Annotated in this window: 13 protein-coding genes; 9 read left to right on the forward strand and 4 right to left on the reverse strand. The window is 39.0% G+C overall.

Features of this window, described 5'->3' with window-relative positions:
- The first annotated feature begins 237 nt into the window (after positions 1 to 237).
- Positions 238 to 1344 carry a DSD1 family PLP-dependent enzyme gene (locus tag C9J40_RS05460; protein WP_107246062.1) on the forward strand — a complete coding sequence of 369 codons (1107 nt, stop codon included), beginning with the start codon at positions 238 to 240 and terminating at the stop codon, positions 1342 to 1344.
- Between the two features lie 389 nt (positions 1345 to 1733).
- Complete coding sequence (locus C9J40_RS05465) at positions 1734 to 2114, forward strand: PH domain-containing protein (RefSeq protein WP_107208419.1); 381 nt, start codon at positions 1734 to 1736, stop codon at positions 2112 to 2114.
- A gap of 56 nt (positions 2115 to 2170) precedes the next feature.
- On the opposite strand, the gene C9J40_RS05470 is transcribed toward C9J40_RS05465, so the two are convergent.
- Both C9J40_RS05470 and C9J40_RS05475 read right to left on the reverse strand, forming a co-directional pair.
- Positions 2171 to 3352, reverse strand: coding sequence for an amino acid aminotransferase (locus C9J40_RS05470; RefSeq protein WP_107246064.1), 1182 nt, complete (start codon positions 3350 to 3352; stop codon positions 2171 to 2173).
- Between the two features lie 156 nt (positions 3353 to 3508).
- The gene (locus tag C9J40_RS05475) at positions 3509 to 4201 is read right to left on the reverse strand and encodes an FCD domain-containing protein (RefSeq protein ID WP_107208417.1); all 693 of its coding nucleotides are present in this window, start codon (positions 4199 to 4201) and stop codon (positions 3509 to 3511) included.
- Positions 4202 to 5352: 1151 nt separating this feature from the next.
- Here C9J40_RS05475 and C9J40_RS05480 point away from each other — a divergent pair.
- The 6 genes from C9J40_RS05480 to C9J40_RS22110 all read left to right on the forward strand — a co-directional run bounded on the left by C9J40_RS05480 (position 5353) and on the right by C9J40_RS22110 (position 13306).
- The gene (locus tag C9J40_RS05480) at positions 5353 to 6795 is read left to right on the forward strand and encodes an APC family permease (protein ID WP_107208416.1); all 1443 of its coding nucleotides are present in this window, start codon (positions 5353 to 5355) and stop codon (positions 6793 to 6795) included.
- Positions 6796 to 7017: 222 nt separating this feature from the next.
- A complete protein-coding gene (locus C9J40_RS05485) occupies positions 7018 to 8931 on the forward strand; it encodes a pyridoxal-dependent decarboxylase (RefSeq protein WP_107208415.1) in 1914 nt (637 codons plus the stop codon).
- Between the two features lie 158 nt (positions 8932 to 9089).
- The gene (locus C9J40_RS05490; protein ID WP_107208414.1) at positions 9090 to 10313 is read left to right on the forward strand and encodes an amino acid permease; all 1224 of its coding nucleotides are present in this window, start codon (positions 9090 to 9092) and stop codon (positions 10311 to 10313) included.
- A gap of 29 nt (positions 10314 to 10342) precedes the next feature.
- On the forward strand, positions 10343 to 11617 hold the full coding sequence (gene tyrS / locus C9J40_RS05495) for a tyrosine--tRNA ligase (protein WP_107208413.1): 1275 nt from the start codon (positions 10343 to 10345) through the stop codon (positions 11615 to 11617).
- Between the two features lie 267 nt (positions 11618 to 11884).
- Positions 11885 to 12994 (forward strand): M20/M25/M40 family metallo-hydrolase, encoded by a 1110-nt coding sequence (locus C9J40_RS05500; RefSeq protein WP_107246066.1) that lies wholly within the window; start codon positions 11885 to 11887, stop codon positions 12992 to 12994.
- A gap of 147 nt (positions 12995 to 13141) precedes the next feature.
- Positions 13142 to 13306 carry a hypothetical protein gene (locus tag C9J40_RS22110; RefSeq protein ID WP_199188051.1) on the forward strand — a complete coding sequence of 55 codons (165 nt, stop codon included), beginning with the start codon at positions 13142 to 13144 and terminating at the stop codon, positions 13304 to 13306.
- Between the two features lie 62 nt (positions 13307 to 13368).
- Here the strand turns inward: C9J40_RS22110 and gcvT are convergent, their stop codons facing one another.
- Both gcvT and C9J40_RS05510 read right to left on the reverse strand, forming a co-directional pair.
- Positions 13369 to 14487 (reverse strand): glycine cleavage system aminomethyltransferase GcvT, encoded by a 1119-nt coding sequence (gcvT, locus tag C9J40_RS05505; RefSeq protein ID WP_107246068.1) that lies wholly within the window; start codon positions 14485 to 14487, stop codon positions 13369 to 13371.
- 85 nt (positions 14488 to 14572) lie between these two features.
- Positions 14573 to 15199, reverse strand: coding sequence for a helix-turn-helix domain-containing protein (locus C9J40_RS05510; RefSeq protein WP_005365619.1), 627 nt, complete (start codon positions 15197 to 15199; stop codon positions 14573 to 14575).
- A gap of 350 nt (positions 15200 to 15549) precedes the next feature.
- Between C9J40_RS05510 and gcvH the strand changes: the two genes are divergently transcribed.
- Complete coding sequence (gcvH, locus tag C9J40_RS05515; RefSeq protein ID WP_107208410.1) at positions 15550 to 15930, forward strand: glycine cleavage system protein GcvH; 381 nt, start codon at positions 15550 to 15552, stop codon at positions 15928 to 15930.
- Positions 15931 to 15995 lie beyond the last annotated feature (65 nt).

A 15995-nucleotide genomic window follows, 5' to 3' on the forward strand; every position in this document is an offset into this window, starting at 1 on the left:
GATATATTATTGGTTATTACAGCCAATTACGACCACATCAATATAATGGCGGATTAACACCGAATGAATCAGAACGATTATATTGGTTAACCTCTAAAACCGTGGCTAGTATTTGTTGACCACTACATTCTTACTTCTATAAAAAATATACTCGTAAATTCATTATCGCTATCAAGAACAAATAGGGCGAAAATAAGACAGCTTCCCTTAAAAAATAAAAAGAGAGAAAAGTTAACAATGAATATCGCTCAACTCCCCACACCAGCTTTGATCGTTGATTTCGACAAAATGAAAAACAATATACACGAGATGCAACAACGTATTGATGCTCTACAGTTAAATCTCAGACCGCACACTAAAGCACATAAAAGCCCCACTATAGCGAAAATGCAGATTGATGCAGGAGCACAAGGAATATGTACTGCGAAACTTGGCGAAGCCGAAGTTATGGCTGCAGGGGGGATTAACGATATTCTAATAACAACCCCTATAGCCGGAAAAAATAAGATTCAACGTTTAGTCAAACTTTATCAGCAATATCCCGACTATCGCTTTATTCAGGTAATTGATCATAAGCAACATATCATCGATATCTCAGAAGCAGCAACAGATGCGGGAATTTGTATTGAATTAATGATTGAAGTAGAAAGTGGTCAACAACGTTGTGGCGTGGAGATCGGTGATGACTTAATTTCATTAATAGAAACAATTAACTGTTCTGATGGTGTAAGTTATGTTGGGTTGCAGGCATACAGTGGTCACTTGCAGCATATAAAAGGTTATCAAGAGCGAAATACTCAAGCAAGAACAGTCGTCGAAGATCTCTTTAATTACATTAATAACGTATTAACACCTAAAGGGCTGGCACCGGAGATTGTGAGTGGTGGTGGAACGGGCACATATGAAGCCTATCAAGGGCTAGGGTTTAGTGAAATTCAAGCAGGCTCTTACTTGTTTATGGATACTACTTATCAAGATATTGGTGATGAAAATGATCAGTATCAAAATAACCAATTTGATGTCACTCTAAAAGTATTAAGTACTGTTATTAGCCACCCTACCCCACAGCGAGCGATCATTGATGCAGGTATGAAATGTCTTTCTATTGATCTTGGCATGCCTAAAGTAGAAAGTGACGACATGCTTAGTTACAAATCGGGAGGAGATGAACATGGTATTATTCACCTCATTAATAACCATGAACCACTACAAATAGGCCAACAACTCATATTGCTTCCAAGCCATTGCGATACAACGCTAAACAATTTCAACACCTTGTATGCCGTAAGAGGAAGTGAAGTCATAGATCAATTCCCAATTATTGGCCGTGGTCGTTCTGATTAAACCTCTATTTAAATATCATAAAACGCAGCGTTTCACTCACGCTGCGTTGTGAGCAGAAAGGTAGCGCTAAAGTATGCTGTTAACGTAAATGTCTTTTACTGTACCTTTACTTATCTGAAAACGTATTTACGCTCCCCCTCTATCTATGAAGTCAGTATCGAAGTTACCAATTGAAATTGGATACTCACAGCTCCACCAATGTTTAAAGGGAACATTTACATATCTATTAGTGTTTCCCTTTATATCCAATACTTTTCCAGACTTTTAACGAAAAGCTCACCCAAACCTTGTCATGTTTCTGCTAGTGTAAAAAACACAATTCGATTAAAATCGAAAACAGTATATCGATAAATTAATCATTTAGTTATCAAGGATAAAAGGAAGAACACATGGGTCTTTTTAATGCACTGTTAGGCAACGCTGGTGAAATGAGTATCGCTGATGCGACTGAGGAGCTATCAACCATCCTTGGTCCAAACGAAAATATTGAACTCGCATACAAACTTGTTCGCGATATGATCATTTTAACGGACTACCGCCTGATCCTTATTGATAAACAAGGTATTACAGGTAAAAAAGTAGAGTACCGTTCTATTGCTTACAAATCGATCACCATGTATGCCGTAGAAACAAAAGGCCACTTCGATTTAGATGCAGAATTAAAATTATGGATTTCTGGTCAACATGAACCACTGACTCTTGAGTTTAATGGCAAAACTAATGTCTACGCAATGCAAGGATTACTCGCGGCAAAAGTTGCCGGTAAATAACAGAACATAAGTAAAAAGCCTGCACTAATCAAAATAGATGCAGGCTTTATTATTAATTATCGTGACACACTAACTAGAGCATCTGCCAAGTGGTCGATATGCTTTTCTTGTAAGCCGGCAATATTTATTCGACCATCTCCTACCGCATAAATACCATATTGCTCACGTAGCGTTAAAATCTGCTCAGGCGTTAAACCTGTTACAGAGAACATACCTTTATGCTGTTCAATAAAATCAAACTGCTCACTACCACGTTGACGTATCGCTTGTGTTAGCCCTTGGCGTAGCGTCAAGATACGGCTATGCATGGTATCTAATTCATCTTTCCAGATATTTGTCAGTTTCTGATCATTTAAAATATCAGCAACTAAAGCCGCACCATGATCTGGTGGCATGGTATAACTTGAACGCGCTAAAGTAAGAATACGTCCTTTCGCTTTTTGTGCTTCTTGCTGACTATTACTAATAATAATCGCAGCACCCGTTCGTTCACGGTACAAACCAAAATTCTTTGAACAAGAAGTCGCGACAACCATCTCTTCTGTATTGTCAGCCATATACTTAAGGCCAGCACCATCTTGTTCTAAGCCATCGCCAAAACCAAGATATGCCATATCGACAAACGGCATAAAACCATTTTTGTTTGCCAATGCCGTAATCGCTTGCCAATCGGCAAAACTAATATCAGCACCTGTCGGGTTATGGCAACAACCATGTAATAACACCACATCTTTAGGGCCTGCTTTAGCCAGTTCGTTGAGCATCGCCTCGCTATTTACTTGCTTGGTTTCAGGATCGAAATACGGATAGAACTTCACCTTTAAACCTGCTGCTTCCATTACAGGTTTATGATTAACGTAGCTCGGATTGGTTAACCAAACGGTTGTATCAGGTTGTGCAACTTGAATAAGATCAGCAAGCATACGTAACGCACCGCTCGCGCCCGGTGTTTGCACCGCTGCAGCGCGAGAATGTGCCGATGTTCCTGAAAGTAAAAGATCCATCATCGACTGATTGAAGACTTCACTACCCGCTAACCCCACGTATGATTTTGTTGTTTGTGTCTTAATTAAGCGTTTCTCAGCAAGTTGAATCGCTTGCATGATCGGTGTTTCACCAAGGCTATTGCGGTAAACACCAATACCTAAATCTATTTTGTTGACACGCGGATCTTCTCGATATGCGATCGATAAGGAAAGAATAGGATCCAATTGGGCTGGAGAGAGCGATTTAAACATCAAATTAATTCCATTTATATAACAATGAAATTAAGTTATCACTTCATTTAATTAACGTCATTAGAAATAATGAAATCAAACATTAATTAATTGATTAAGTTAAGCATTATAACTTAATCAATTATCGTGTGTTGCATGTCTTACTTTAACATTTGGCTAGTTAAGTAACGCTTTCAACGAAGGGGCTTTTTCAAGGATCTGGTACAAACGCTCACTATGTTCTTTTAATAACTGACATGAGAGTTCAACATTACGCGATAATACTGCTTTCATCAGCGCTTCATGCTCACCATTGTCATGATATTGTTTCTCAGGTGATAAGTTCGCGCTTAATAAGAAATGTCGATAGCGTTCTTGCTGATCATAAACATTTGAGATCATATCAAGTATAAACTCAGAGCCTTCGCACGCAACAAGCGATAGATGAAACTCTTTGTGGCGTAGTTCCCATTCATCATAATCAAACAATACTGACTCAGGATCTAACCGGTTAAGCTTATGAAAAGCGGTTAAAACCTGTAATTCCCATGCTTCATCACCCTTTTTAATCGCATCTTTTAACGCAACATGACCAAGCGCTAAACGTGCCTTCAAAATCCCACGTAACTCATCAAGTGAAACATCGGCAACCCAAAAACCTTTCTGCGGCTCCATCTTGACGTACTTCTGCCAAGTTAATTGCACCATCGCTTCTCTTAAAGGAGTACCGCCAACTTGATAGCGTTCTTTTAATTCACTCAATATCAGCTTCTGGCCAGCCTCAAACTCACCACATAAGATATCATGCCTAATCTGGCACATTACTCTATCGCTTATGGTTGCAAAATTATCTTTAGTCATACCAACCATCTAATCTTAATCATAAATAACACAATACAAATTCGGAATAATCCTATCACTTACATCTTACCGAATATTAAACATATCCACATTACGAAACATGGGATCCCCCCTGTTTTCAATGAAAACTTAATACAGTAATAGTGAATAACGATTCAAGTTTTATTCTATTCAAAAAATAATGCCAGAACACTTTACCATTAAATAAGATAAGGGATTCTTACTAACGTTTACTTTTTTTACCGTAAAGATAGAATCTCACAATGATGACTACATTTTTAACCTTATAAATTAACAAGTTAACAAATCGACATTCGCACAAATAAATTCGGACATAGCATATTAAAAAGTTAAAAATACACATAAACGCGCTAAACGACCTATTTATTACCATAATGTTTAGAAATAACGGCTCTTCTTCATTTTATGCGCGGTGTGGCGGTATTGATTCAAACAGCACAATATAATCTTGCCCATAAACATCTAATTTCTCTTTTAAAACGATGACTTACCGAGCATATTCAATTATTAGCATCTTTATTATTAATATACTTATGTTTAATTGGCACCCACAGCATAGTGTCTTTAGCTTTGCGCTTATTTTTTGGTCACTTCTGCCTCTGTTTAGTTTACATATTATTATTAAGCACTATGAATATTTTCATAACAAAACGCTCATCACTGTCCAATCATATTCTGCATGGTTGTTATTCTTTACATGGATTTCTATATCTTTTCTATCTATTACAATGCCTTATGCTTTTCATCTAATTAGCGCATCGCACCAATACTATATTTCCCTCTACATTTTTTCTCCTGTTGTAATGTTATTCATGGCGGCAATAACAGCTCTGTTCGCCAGCCTATTAACATGGATTGTTAGTCATTTCTCCCATTAAAAACCAAAAACAGCCATTAGGTGCATCGCTGCATATTGAATTTATTCATTATACAATTATTCCTAATTCGTAAATTGCTTAAAAATGCAAATTAAACAATCGGAATTTGGAATTAATTTCGCTTCACAAAATTACCGTTAGTCACTACCATAAAAATCGATTTTTGGACGTGGTAATTAAAAATATCGATATTTGCCATGCTTTATAGCATTAGATGTTTTTATCTCATTACTGCTTAACTGATAGATTTTGAGGTCTACAATGGCTAGCTCCACCAACGCTTCTCCCGCTAAAATTGGCGTTTTCAGTTTCGTCATGATTACCGCTGCGGTTGTTATGAGTGTTCGTACACTCCCTATGACAGCGCAGCCAGGAATGATGACGATCTTTTTAACATTAGCTGCTGCAATCTGCTTTATGATTCCAACAGCACTTGTCTCCGCTGAACTTGCAACAGCATTCCCAGAAGATGGTGGTATCTTCATCTGGGTTCGCGAAGCATTTGGTGAACGTATGGGATTTATTGCAGTCTGGATGCAATGGATTCAAATGGTTTTTGGCATGACATCCATATTGATGATTGTCGGTGCAATTTTTGCCTATGCTTTTGACCCAGCGTTAGCACAAAATAAAATGTACATTCTTGCTGTTATATTAGTGGTTTACTGGGCATGTACATTGGGTAATATGCGAGGTGTTAAAACACTGGGTTGGGTATCCACTCTGTGTGTAATTTTAGGTGTATTCTTACCTTTCTTTGTACTTGTAGCTTGTGCTATCGCTTACCTTGTTGGTGGTCACCCAATTGTTACTGACCTTTCATTAACAACTGCAAACCTTATTCCTGATTTATCAAATAAGGGGACTTGGGCACTATTCATTGGCTTCGTATTCGTTGTTATGGGTATGGAAGTATCAGCATCTAACGTTTCTCACGTTAAAAATGCTGAACGTAACTACCCTATCGCAGTGTTCTTAGTTGCATTATTTGTGGTTATCGTTTCTGTTGTAGGTTCTTTTGCAATCTTCATCGGTATTCCAACTAAGCACATTTCAATGACAGCAGGCCTTATTCAAGCATTCCAAACTTACTTTGATATGTGGGGTCTAGGCTGGTTAACACCTATCATGGCTATATGTATGGCTATCGGTCTTGCAGGTCAAGTTAACTCTTGGGTTTTAGGCCCCGTTCGTGGTCTTCAAGCAACAGCAAACGCTGGTGCACTACCTAAAGTACTTCAAAAGACAAATAAAGAAGGTGTACCTGTTAACCTTATTTACTTACAAGCTATCCTAATCTCAATCGTGGGTGTGCTTATTTGTGTGATGCCTAACGTAGATTCTTTCTACTTTATGCTTCTAGGTCTAACATCTCTTGTATATATCGTTGCTTACTTACTGATGTTCTCTGCTGCGATTTACCTACGCTATAAGCGTCCAGACGCACAACGTAGCTTTACAGTTCCTGGCGGTAACATTGGTATGTGGATCTGTTCAGGTTTAGGTATTGCTACATGTTTACTTGCAGGTTACTTCGGCTTCCAAGCACCATCAAGCTACGACGGTACTGCAAACAGTTACTTTAACTTCCAATTCTTTGGTTTAGTTATCATGATTATTATTCCAATTATTGTTTACGCTTGGGGTAAATATTCAAACCGAGCTAAAGCGGATAATGCAGCACCAGTAACTCACACAAACTAAGTCTTATTTATCATCAAATAAAAAGACAAAACAAATAAACAGGAGAAGTAGTTGTTCCCTATTCTACTTCTGCTTCTCCTGATGGTTGCACTTTATTTACAGCCCAGTTTTAAACCATTATTTGTTAAAACTAATTTAATTTTCTTTCTGACATATTTTTCACCGAACAGATAAATATAAACAGAAATAGTATTTCTATATAAAGATAAAATAGGTTTTATTATGAGCGAAAAAATGAATGTGGACGCACTTTTCCTAGGTCCTAAATCAGAAAACCAAGTATTCTTCAAAGAAATGATGGATTACGCAATTAGCGAACACATGCATTGGCGCTCAGACTTCCACCCAGAAGATGCACCTATGCTAAACCCTGTAATGCAACACCAACCAGATTTCCGCGATACACTTTATCGCACAGAAGGTATCTTACAGGGATTATCTGCACGCCTTAAAACTAAATCAGTGCCTTGGTTCTCTCCTCGCTATTTAGGCCACATGAACGCAGATACACTAATGGTATCAAACCTTGCATACGTGATGACCATGCTTTACAACCCAAACAACTGTGCACATGAAGCCTCTCCTGTGACCACAGAGCTTGAGTTAGAAGCAGGTCATGACCTATGCCGCATGTTTGGTTACGATGTAAATAAATCATGGGCGCACATTACTTCTGGCGGTACTGTTGCTAACTACGAAGGTGTTTGGGTTGCTCGTAACCTTAAAACAATGCCTCTAGCAATCGCTGCATGCGACAAGTCAAAAGACCTTGTTGAAGGCATGACTGAGCATCAACTTTTAAACATGAAATCTAAAGATATTTTAGATCTTACTGATGAGTTGAAAAAACGCGGTATCTTTGAAGAAGTTCGTGCATTAACAGCACGTGGTGTCGGTGTTGATGCCGGTAAACTTGGTAAATTCCTTGTTCCACGTTCTAAGCACTATTCATGGATGAAAGCAATGGACGTACTTGGCCTAGGTCAAGAGCACATTGTGCCACTAGACGTTGATGGTAACTACCGTACAGACGTTGAAAAAATGCGCGAAGTAACCTTTAAATTAATGGAAGAAGGTACACCTATCTTAGGTATGGTATCTGTTGTGGGTACTACCGAGGAAGGTTCTATCGATGCAGTTCATGAAGTGATAAAACTTCGTAAAGAGTGTGAAGAGAAATACGGTTCATCTTTCTACATTCACGTTGATGCTGCTTACGGTGGCTATGTACGTTCTATGTTCCTTGATGACAACAACGAATTCATGGAATACGACGCTTTAATCGAACGTTATCGTAGCGATGACATCATTCCTGAAGGTGTTATCTGGCCAAAACGTGAAGTGTATGATGCATTCCACGCCATGTCAGAAGCTGACTCTATCACTGTTGATCCACATAAAGTGGGCTTCATCCAGTACGCAGCTGGCGCAGTGGCAATGAAAGACAAGCGTATTGTTGACTTGATTTCATACCATGCCGCTTACGTATTCGAAGAAGCGGGTGACGAGAACGAAGCGGATAAGCAAGTTGTTCTAGGTTCATCAATCATGGAAGGTTCAAAAGCAGGTGCAACTGCTGCTGCAGTATGGGCTGCTCATCGCCTAGTACCACTAACTGTAAGTGGTTACGGTCATGTGATTGGCCGTGGTATCGTGACGGCTGACTGGTTTGCGAAGAAACTCGCAACGGCTGAACCATTTGTTATTGACGGTCGTCGCTTTGAGGTTCGCCCTCTAATGCACCCTGACTTCCACATGGTCGACTTTACTTTCAAAGAAATCGGCAATGATAGTCTTGAAGCACACAACCACCTAAACCAACGTATTTACGAACTATGCTCTTACGCAACAGGCCGTACTTACACTAAAGACTTCCTAACTTCTTCTACTTCTCTATCAGAAGAAGAATACGGTCAAACTCCTCGTCTATACGCTGAGAGCCGTGGCTTTAGTGAAGACGAATGGAATACTGTAGGTTCTGTTTACATTCTTCGTTCAGCGGTAATGACTCACTTCCTACGTGATGAAATTCGTTTCAATAATTACTGGAATAACCTTCGTGATGTATTCACAAGTCTTCTAAGTGAAATTATTGATGAAGAAAATAAACAAAAACTAGCACATACTGCTGCTTAAAAAGGAAAATAAACGCCAGTCTTTAAAGACTGGCGTTCTTCTATATACGATGAAAGATATTAATATCTCGATTAATTATCGCCGTCTTTTTGTTATTGATGGCTAGTTAATTACGTCCTAATAACAATCTTATTAGGTATTTTTTCAGGATACACGTCATGAATAAAAAAGCTATTGGTGCGACACTGCTTATTTCTGGCACAATGCTCGGCGCAGGAATGCTTGCACTTCCGCTAATTTCTGCAGGCTTAGGTATTTATAATGCAATAATCTTATTAACCGTTTTATGGGCGGTAATGACTTATACCGGATTAATGTTATTAGAAGTATGTCTTAATTACCCAACCGGTACAGGTTTTGAAGCGATTGCTTATGATCTGTTTGGTAAACCTGGTAAATGGGTAATAAATCTATCATTATTATTGCTACTTTATGCTTTATCTTGTGCCTATATTGCAGGCGCATCCTCTATTTACAAGAGTGATTTAACCGATTATTTTCATATTTCGGTCCCCTCTCATATCATTGCGATTATATTTACGTTAATAATTGCAACCATTGTATTTATTAGCACCAAAGCTGTTGATATGGCTAACCGCGTTTTATTTAGTACTAACATTGTTATCTTTTTCACGCTTGTTATTACTATTATTCCATTCATTCATGGTCGGTTTTTAGTCAATATCCACGATTCATCCAAATATGCCTTAGCTGCTATTCCTGTTTTCATTACTGCCTTTGGTTTTCATGGCAGTGTTCCAAGCATGGTGAAATATATTGGCCGTGAAAATCCTAAAACATTACGGAATGTATTTATCGCTGGCGGTTTAATTCCTCTGGTCGTTTACATTGTTTGGGAAGTAACCATGCTCGGCTCGTTACCTCGATTTGGTAACCATAGTTTTCAATATATTGCACAGCATGGCTCAAATGTTGGGGTAATGCTTCAACAAATGCAGATATTCATTCAAGAAAATAGCATAATTTATCTAATTGGTGCTTTCTCATCCATCGCAATGTTCACTTCTTATCTATGTGTTTCATTGGGACTATTTGATTCATTGGCAAGTACCTTTAAACATGGTAATAATACCAAAGATAGATTAATTACTGCGGTACTATGCTACTTGCCACCCTTGGTTTTCACTCTTGTGTACCCGAATGGCTTTGTTCCTGCTTTAGGTGCCGCTGCAATTTTCTTGACTATATTAGCGATTCTATTTCCTGTTCTTGCCCTTAGAAAACTTCGTGGTAAACAACATCAAATTGAATATAATGTCGCAACAAATAATATCGTATTATTTGTTGTGGGATTAATTGGCCTACAAGTCATAATAAACCAGATACTGACATTGAATAATGCCGTACCTATTTTTAATTAAACGTAAATAAAATGATTATTGGAGAACACATGAATCATTTGAATTTAATTCAAGAGCTTAAAGATCGCGGTCTGATCGCTCAAATTACGGATGAAGAAGCTTTAAGCGAACGTTTAGCAAAAGGTCCGATTACATTATATTGCGGCTTTGATCCAACGGCTGATAGTTTACACCTAGGTCATCTGGTTCCTCTACTTTGCCTTAAGCGCTTCCAAGAAGCGGGTCATAATCCAGTAGCTTTGGTTGGCGGCGCTACTGGTATGATTGGAGATCCAAGCTTCAAAGCGACTGAGCGTTCACTTAACACTTTAGATACAGTTGCAGGTTGGGTGACAAAAATCCAACGCCAAGTTTCTCCTTTCTTGGATTTTGACAATGCAACAAACCCTGCCCGTATGGTAAATAACCATGACTGGTTCGGTAATATGGATGTTCTAACATTCTTACGTGATATTGGTAAACACTTCTCTGTAAACCAAATGATCAGCAAAGAATCTGTTAAGCAACGAATTAACCGTGATGAAGTAGGTATCTCTTTTACTGAGTTCGCATACAGCTTGCTGCAATCTTACGACTTCGCAAGTATGAACAAAGAAATGGGGATGGAACTACAAATCGGTGGTTCTGATCAATGGGGTAACATCACAGCAGGTATCGACCTTACTCGTCGTATGAACCAGCAGCAAGTGTTCGGTATGACAGTACCGCTAATCACAAAATCTGATGGTACTAAATTTGGTAAAACTGAAGGTGGTGCGGTTTGGTTAGATCCAACAAAAACAAGCCCATATAAGTTCTACCAATTCTGGATGAACACTGCAGATGCTGACGTATATCGTTTCCTACGCTTTTTCACTTTCCTTTCTGAAGAAGAAATTCAACAGATTGAAGAAGCCGATCGTAACAGTGGCAAAGCACCTGAAGCACAACGTATTCTTGCTGAGCAAGCAACGCGTTTAGTTCACGGTCAAGAGCAATTAGAAGCGGCACAGAACATTACTCGCTGCCTATTTGAAAACGATTTAGTGCACTTATCTGAATCTGATTTTGCTCAACTAGCGCAAGATGGTATGCCAAGTGCTGAAGCTGAAAATGGCGATGATTTACAACAAGTGCTAGTTAAATCTGGTCTTGCAAGTTCTCGTGGTCAAGCAAAAACACACATCAGCTCAAATGCAATCATGGTTAATGGCGAGAAAGTAAGCGAACCATTCTATGAGTTTACAGACGCTGACAAACTCTTTGGTCGCTACACTCTGATCCGCCGTGGTAAAAAGAACTACAGCCTGATCGTTTGGGGCTAATGAGTATTAAGTTAGCTGATAGCATCAGCTAACTTATCGATTTATGCCAAATAAGCGTTATGTAGTTTCACAATCGGTTCGCTCCCGCATTCATGTGAAACTATGTCTTATTTGGCATTTTCATTGCCGTAATCCTGTTCAAACTTCTCTCATTTCACTTACTTTCTTCTTTTTTATCTCTACTTTTATTGATTTAGCCCCCCATCATCTCGCCATTATTCCTATTAGAGTACTGTGTATTCCTCCTATTTAGTGGTTAGAAGCAATATGACAACAATTAATCAAGAACGCCTTATTTCTCATTTTATTGATCTCATCAAAATCGATAGCGAATCAAAAAACGAAAAAGCGATTTCACAAGCCTTAGCAGAACAACTCGAAGAGTTAGGTTTCAGCGTTGCTAAATTACCTGTGCCTGAAAGCATTTCTAATGGTTTTAACCTTTATGCCAAGCTTGAGGGTGAACTTGAAGATAGTATTGTTTTAAGCTGCCACATGGACACCGTAACGCCAGGCAATAATATTGAACCGATTATTGAAGATGGGGTTATTCGTTCAAAAGGCGACACCATTCTTGGTGGTGATGATAAATCGGGAATTGCTGCCATCATCGAAGCGGTACGTACCATCAAAGAAAACAACAAAGCCCATAAAACAATAGAGCTGGCTTTTACTGTCCATGAAGAAGGTGGATTACAAGGCTCGAAGCATTTTGATATGTCATATATCACTGCAGATAAAGCTATTGTGCTTGATTCAGGCGGTGCTATTGGTGCGATTGTAACGAGTGCTCCCGGACAGCAAAGCTTAAAAGTGACTATTAAAGGTAAACCCGCTCACGCAGGACTTGCACCTGAAGAAGGTATTAATGCACTAACAGTAGCGTCTGATGCTGTGATGAATATGAAATTAGCGCGTATAGATCATGAAACAACCGCTAACATTGGCATTGTCTCTGGTGGTCAAGCAACGAATATCGTGATGCCTGAATTGTATCTTGCCGCTGAAGCGCGTTCACTTAACGATGATAAGCTTGCTACACAAGTTCAGCATATGGTTGATGTATTCAACACAACAGCAAACAAGCATAACGCGCAAATAGATATTCAATCTACACGCTCTTATAACGCCTACTCTATTGCTGATAATGACCCACATGTTATTGATATCATGGCTAGCTTTAAAGAAATGGGAATAGCACCATTTACCAAGTCTACCGGTGGCGGTAGTGATGCAAATATCTTTAATGAGAAAGGATTAAAAACCGTTAATTTATCAACCGGTATGAGCAAAGTACACACTACGGAAGAATTTATTACCGTCGAAGATATGACCAATATAACTGAGTTTTTATTTACTTACTTGACACAAAAATAATATTTCTATTAATAGCTTCTATCATTTTAGATAGAGGCTATTTAATTCCTAAAAAAATACCCTTCCCTCATTCAGCTTTTATTCAGTGTTTATTAATGCTCTCTCTGTATGATGTTGTAATAATTATAGTGTGATGAGGAATAAACCATGAAGCAGACAATGAATAATGCCATCGACAAAGACATTTTTATTACCGCACTAAATGAATGTTACCGTCGACTGAATGATGCAAATCTAACCGTTAAAGATCTATCGAAAGAAGGCTTCACCTTACTCTTTAAATCTGCATACAAAACAGTCACTACCAAATAAAGCAGGCTTAACTTCGTAAAAAAGCACTTTGCCTGCTATTAATGAGTAATATTTTGAAGCAATTAGCCGCGATAGTAACGTTGAGGTACAAACGGCATTTTCTCGATTGTCATCGGTAATTTTTTACCGCGTACTTCAGCGTAAATTGTTTCACCAAGCTGATTTAATTCAGGTTGAATATACCCCATTGCGACAGGAATACCTTTCGTTGGGCCAAATGTTCCACTCGTTACAATGCCAATTTCATTATCTTCAGCATCAAACAACTTAGTCCCTTCTCGTACAGGCGCTTTTGATTGCCCCACTAACCCAACACGTTTTCTTGCAGCCTGTTTAGTTTGTAGTTGCTCTAAAATAATATCAGCGCCGGGGAAACCACCTTCACGTTCACCACCAGCACGACGACTTGGCGTAATTGCCCACATTAAGCTGGCTTCAAATGGCGTTGTTGTAGGGTCAAGATCATGCCCGTATAAACATAATCCGCACTCTAATCGTAGTGAATCTCTCGCACCAAGACCAATCCATTCCACCTCATTAAATGCCAGTAACGCGCGAGCTAACTCTTCGGCTTTATCATTCGGTACAGAGATTTCATAGCCATCTTCACCCGTATAACCTGAACGGCTAACATAACATTCAACATCTAATAACGTCACTTTAGCCGCATCCATAAACACCATATCGCTAACCACAGGGTTTAATTCAGCGAGTACCATCGCAGCTTTAGGACCTTGTAAGGCAAGTAGTGCGCGATCTTCAATCACTTCTAATTCAACGCCATCTTTCAAATGGGCTTTTAAATGGGCAATATCTTGCTCTTTACAGGCCGCATTCACGACAAGGAAAAGATGATCACCAAAATTCGTCACCATTAGATCATCTTCAATACCGCCATTTTCATTGGTAAAGACGGCATAACGCTGTTTACCTTCCGGTAAATCAACAATATCAACAGGAACTAAGGTTTCTAATAATGCCGCGGCATGTTGCCCTTTTAAGCGTACTTGCCCCATGTGTGATACATCGAACAACCCAGCAGAATCACGACAATGTATATGCTCTTTTTTTACTCCTAAGCCATATTGCACAGGCATATCATAGCCAGCAAATGGCACCATTTTCGCTCCCATTTCAATGTGTAAGCCATGTAATGGGGTCTGCTTAAGTTGTTGAGACATAGTTGCACTCCGTTATCTAGTTGGTGTCCATGTAAATGGTAACGTAATTATAAAACTGGTTGATGCTATAAACCGTTCGATGACACTAAGATGCCGTCACCCAAAGAATTAACGCATCTTCTTCACTAACAGATGTCAGCATGTGGCCCATTGTCGCGTCGTAATAGGCTGAATCCCCTTCGACTAAATGAATCGGCTCATAAAACTCAGAGAAAAAAGTGATTTCACCTTTTAATACCAGTAAGAACTCCTCGCCGTCATGGCGGATCCACTCGCTATAATCATCAAACGATCGTGCACGCACGTGCGATTTAAACGGCATCATCTTTTTATTTGTTAATTGCGTAGCAAGCAGTTCATGTTCATAGGTTGAAGTGGGATGAGGTCGACCTTCACCATAGCGCGTAATATCACGTCTACCCGAGGCGGTGATGGTTTTCGGTGGTTCAAAAAGTTGTGGGATGTCGATAGCCAAACCTGTAGCGAGTTTCTGCATCGCTTGAAACGTCGGAGATATTTGCTCATTTTCAATCTTTGACAAAGTTGAACGTGCAAGTCCTGTACGCTTACTGGCTTCTTCAAGGGTTAGACCTAAAGAAACACGAATTTCTTTTAGCCTCTCACCTAACTTTAAAGGCGCAATATGCTCTGCGGCTTGAGTTTTTTCGATCCGCATCGATGGATAAACATCGTGGATATATTCATCTGTCATATCACTTCCTTCTTCAGCTCAGCCGCCACAACTCTCGACCTTCATCATAGTTTCTTATAGGAAACTTAATAAAACTCACATCACAAAGTCATGATCTTTTTAAAAAAATGTTACCTATGAGGCATACATTATCGTTAAATCCATTTATAAATAGGTAATATTATGGATTTAGTGATGAAAATCAGCGTTTATTAACTAAATTTAAACTTAGTATAACCATGTTAGAAACAAATAAACATGACAAATAGCAAACGTTTGCGTAGAATCACACAATAGATATTGAAAACGTGTTCCACTATAAGAAACTTTTATCAAATAACCATATAACCGGTGGGTTAAGGAGTACAAACATGGAATCAACATTAAAGTTTACCAGTAGCCACGAATGGATCCGTGATAACGGTGATGGAACAGTGACAGTTGGTATTTCTGATCATGCGCAGGGTTTATTAGGCGATGTGGTATTTGTTGATTTACCTGAAGTTGGTGATACAACAGATGCTGGTGATGCCTTCTCTTTAGTGGAATCAGTAAAAGCCGCTTCCGACATTTACGCCCCTATCACAGGTGAAATTGTTGCGATTAATGAAGATTTAGAAGACAGCCCTGAACTGGTTAATGAAGAACCTTATGAAGGCGGCTGGATTGCAACCATCAAACTTAGCGATTCTGATGAATTGGCAACATTAATTGATGCTGAAACCTATCTTGCTTCAATTGAAGAAGACTAAATTATAAAAACAAAGATCGGGTACAGCACTCGATCTTTGTTGCTTTGCCATTTACAGCATTACCG

The sequence above is a fragment of the Photobacterium sp. GB-72 genome (assembly GCF_003026095.1).
Classification (GTDB): domain Bacteria; phylum Pseudomonadota; class Gammaproteobacteria; order Enterobacterales; family Vibrionaceae; genus Photobacterium.

What these genes read in the sequence shown, in the direction of transcription:
- C9J40_RS05460 (WP_107246062.1), top strand. Translation starts at nt 238, where the DNA reads ATGAATATCGCTCAACTCCCCACACCAGCTTTGATCGTTGATTTCGAC.
- C9J40_RS05465 (WP_107208419.1), top strand. Translation starts at nt 1,734, where the DNA reads ATGGGTCTTTTTAATGCACTGTTAGGCAACGCTGGTGAAATGAGTATC.
- C9J40_RS05470 (WP_107246064.1), bottom strand. Translation starts at nt 3,352, where the DNA reads ATGTTTAAATCGCTCTCTCCAGCCCAATTGGATCCTATTCTTTCCTTA.
- C9J40_RS05475 (WP_107208417.1), bottom strand. Translation starts at nt 4,201, where the DNA reads ATGGTTGGTATGACTAAAGATAATTTTGCAACCATAAGCGATAGAGTA.
- C9J40_RS05480 (WP_107208416.1), top strand. Translation starts at nt 5,353, where the DNA reads ATGGCTAGCTCCACCAACGCTTCTCCCGCTAAAATTGGCGTTTTCAGT.
- C9J40_RS05485 (WP_107208415.1), top strand. Translation starts at nt 7,018, where the DNA reads ATGAGCGAAAAAATGAATGTGGACGCACTTTTCCTAGGTCCTAAATCA.
- C9J40_RS05490 (WP_107208414.1), top strand. Translation starts at nt 9,090, where the DNA reads ATGAATAAAAAAGCTATTGGTGCGACACTGCTTATTTCTGGCACAATG.
- tyrS (WP_107208413.1), top strand. Translation starts at nt 10,343, where the DNA reads ATGAATCATTTGAATTTAATTCAAGAGCTTAAAGATCGCGGTCTGATC.
- C9J40_RS05500 (WP_107246066.1), top strand. Translation starts at nt 11,885, where the DNA reads ATGACAACAATTAATCAAGAACGCCTTATTTCTCATTTTATTGATCTC.
- C9J40_RS22110 (WP_199188051.1), top strand. Translation starts at nt 13,142, where the DNA reads ATGAAGCAGACAATGAATAATGCCATCGACAAAGACATTTTTATTACC.
- gcvT (WP_107246068.1), bottom strand. Translation starts at nt 14,487, where the DNA reads ATGTCTCAACAACTTAAGCAGACCCCATTACATGGCTTACACATTGAA.
- C9J40_RS05510 (WP_005365619.1), bottom strand. Translation starts at nt 15,199, where the DNA reads ATGACAGATGAATATATCCACGATGTTTATCCATCGATGCGGATCGAA.
- gcvH (WP_107208410.1), top strand. Translation starts at nt 15,550, where the DNA reads ATGGAATCAACATTAAAGTTTACCAGTAGCCACGAATGGATCCGTGAT.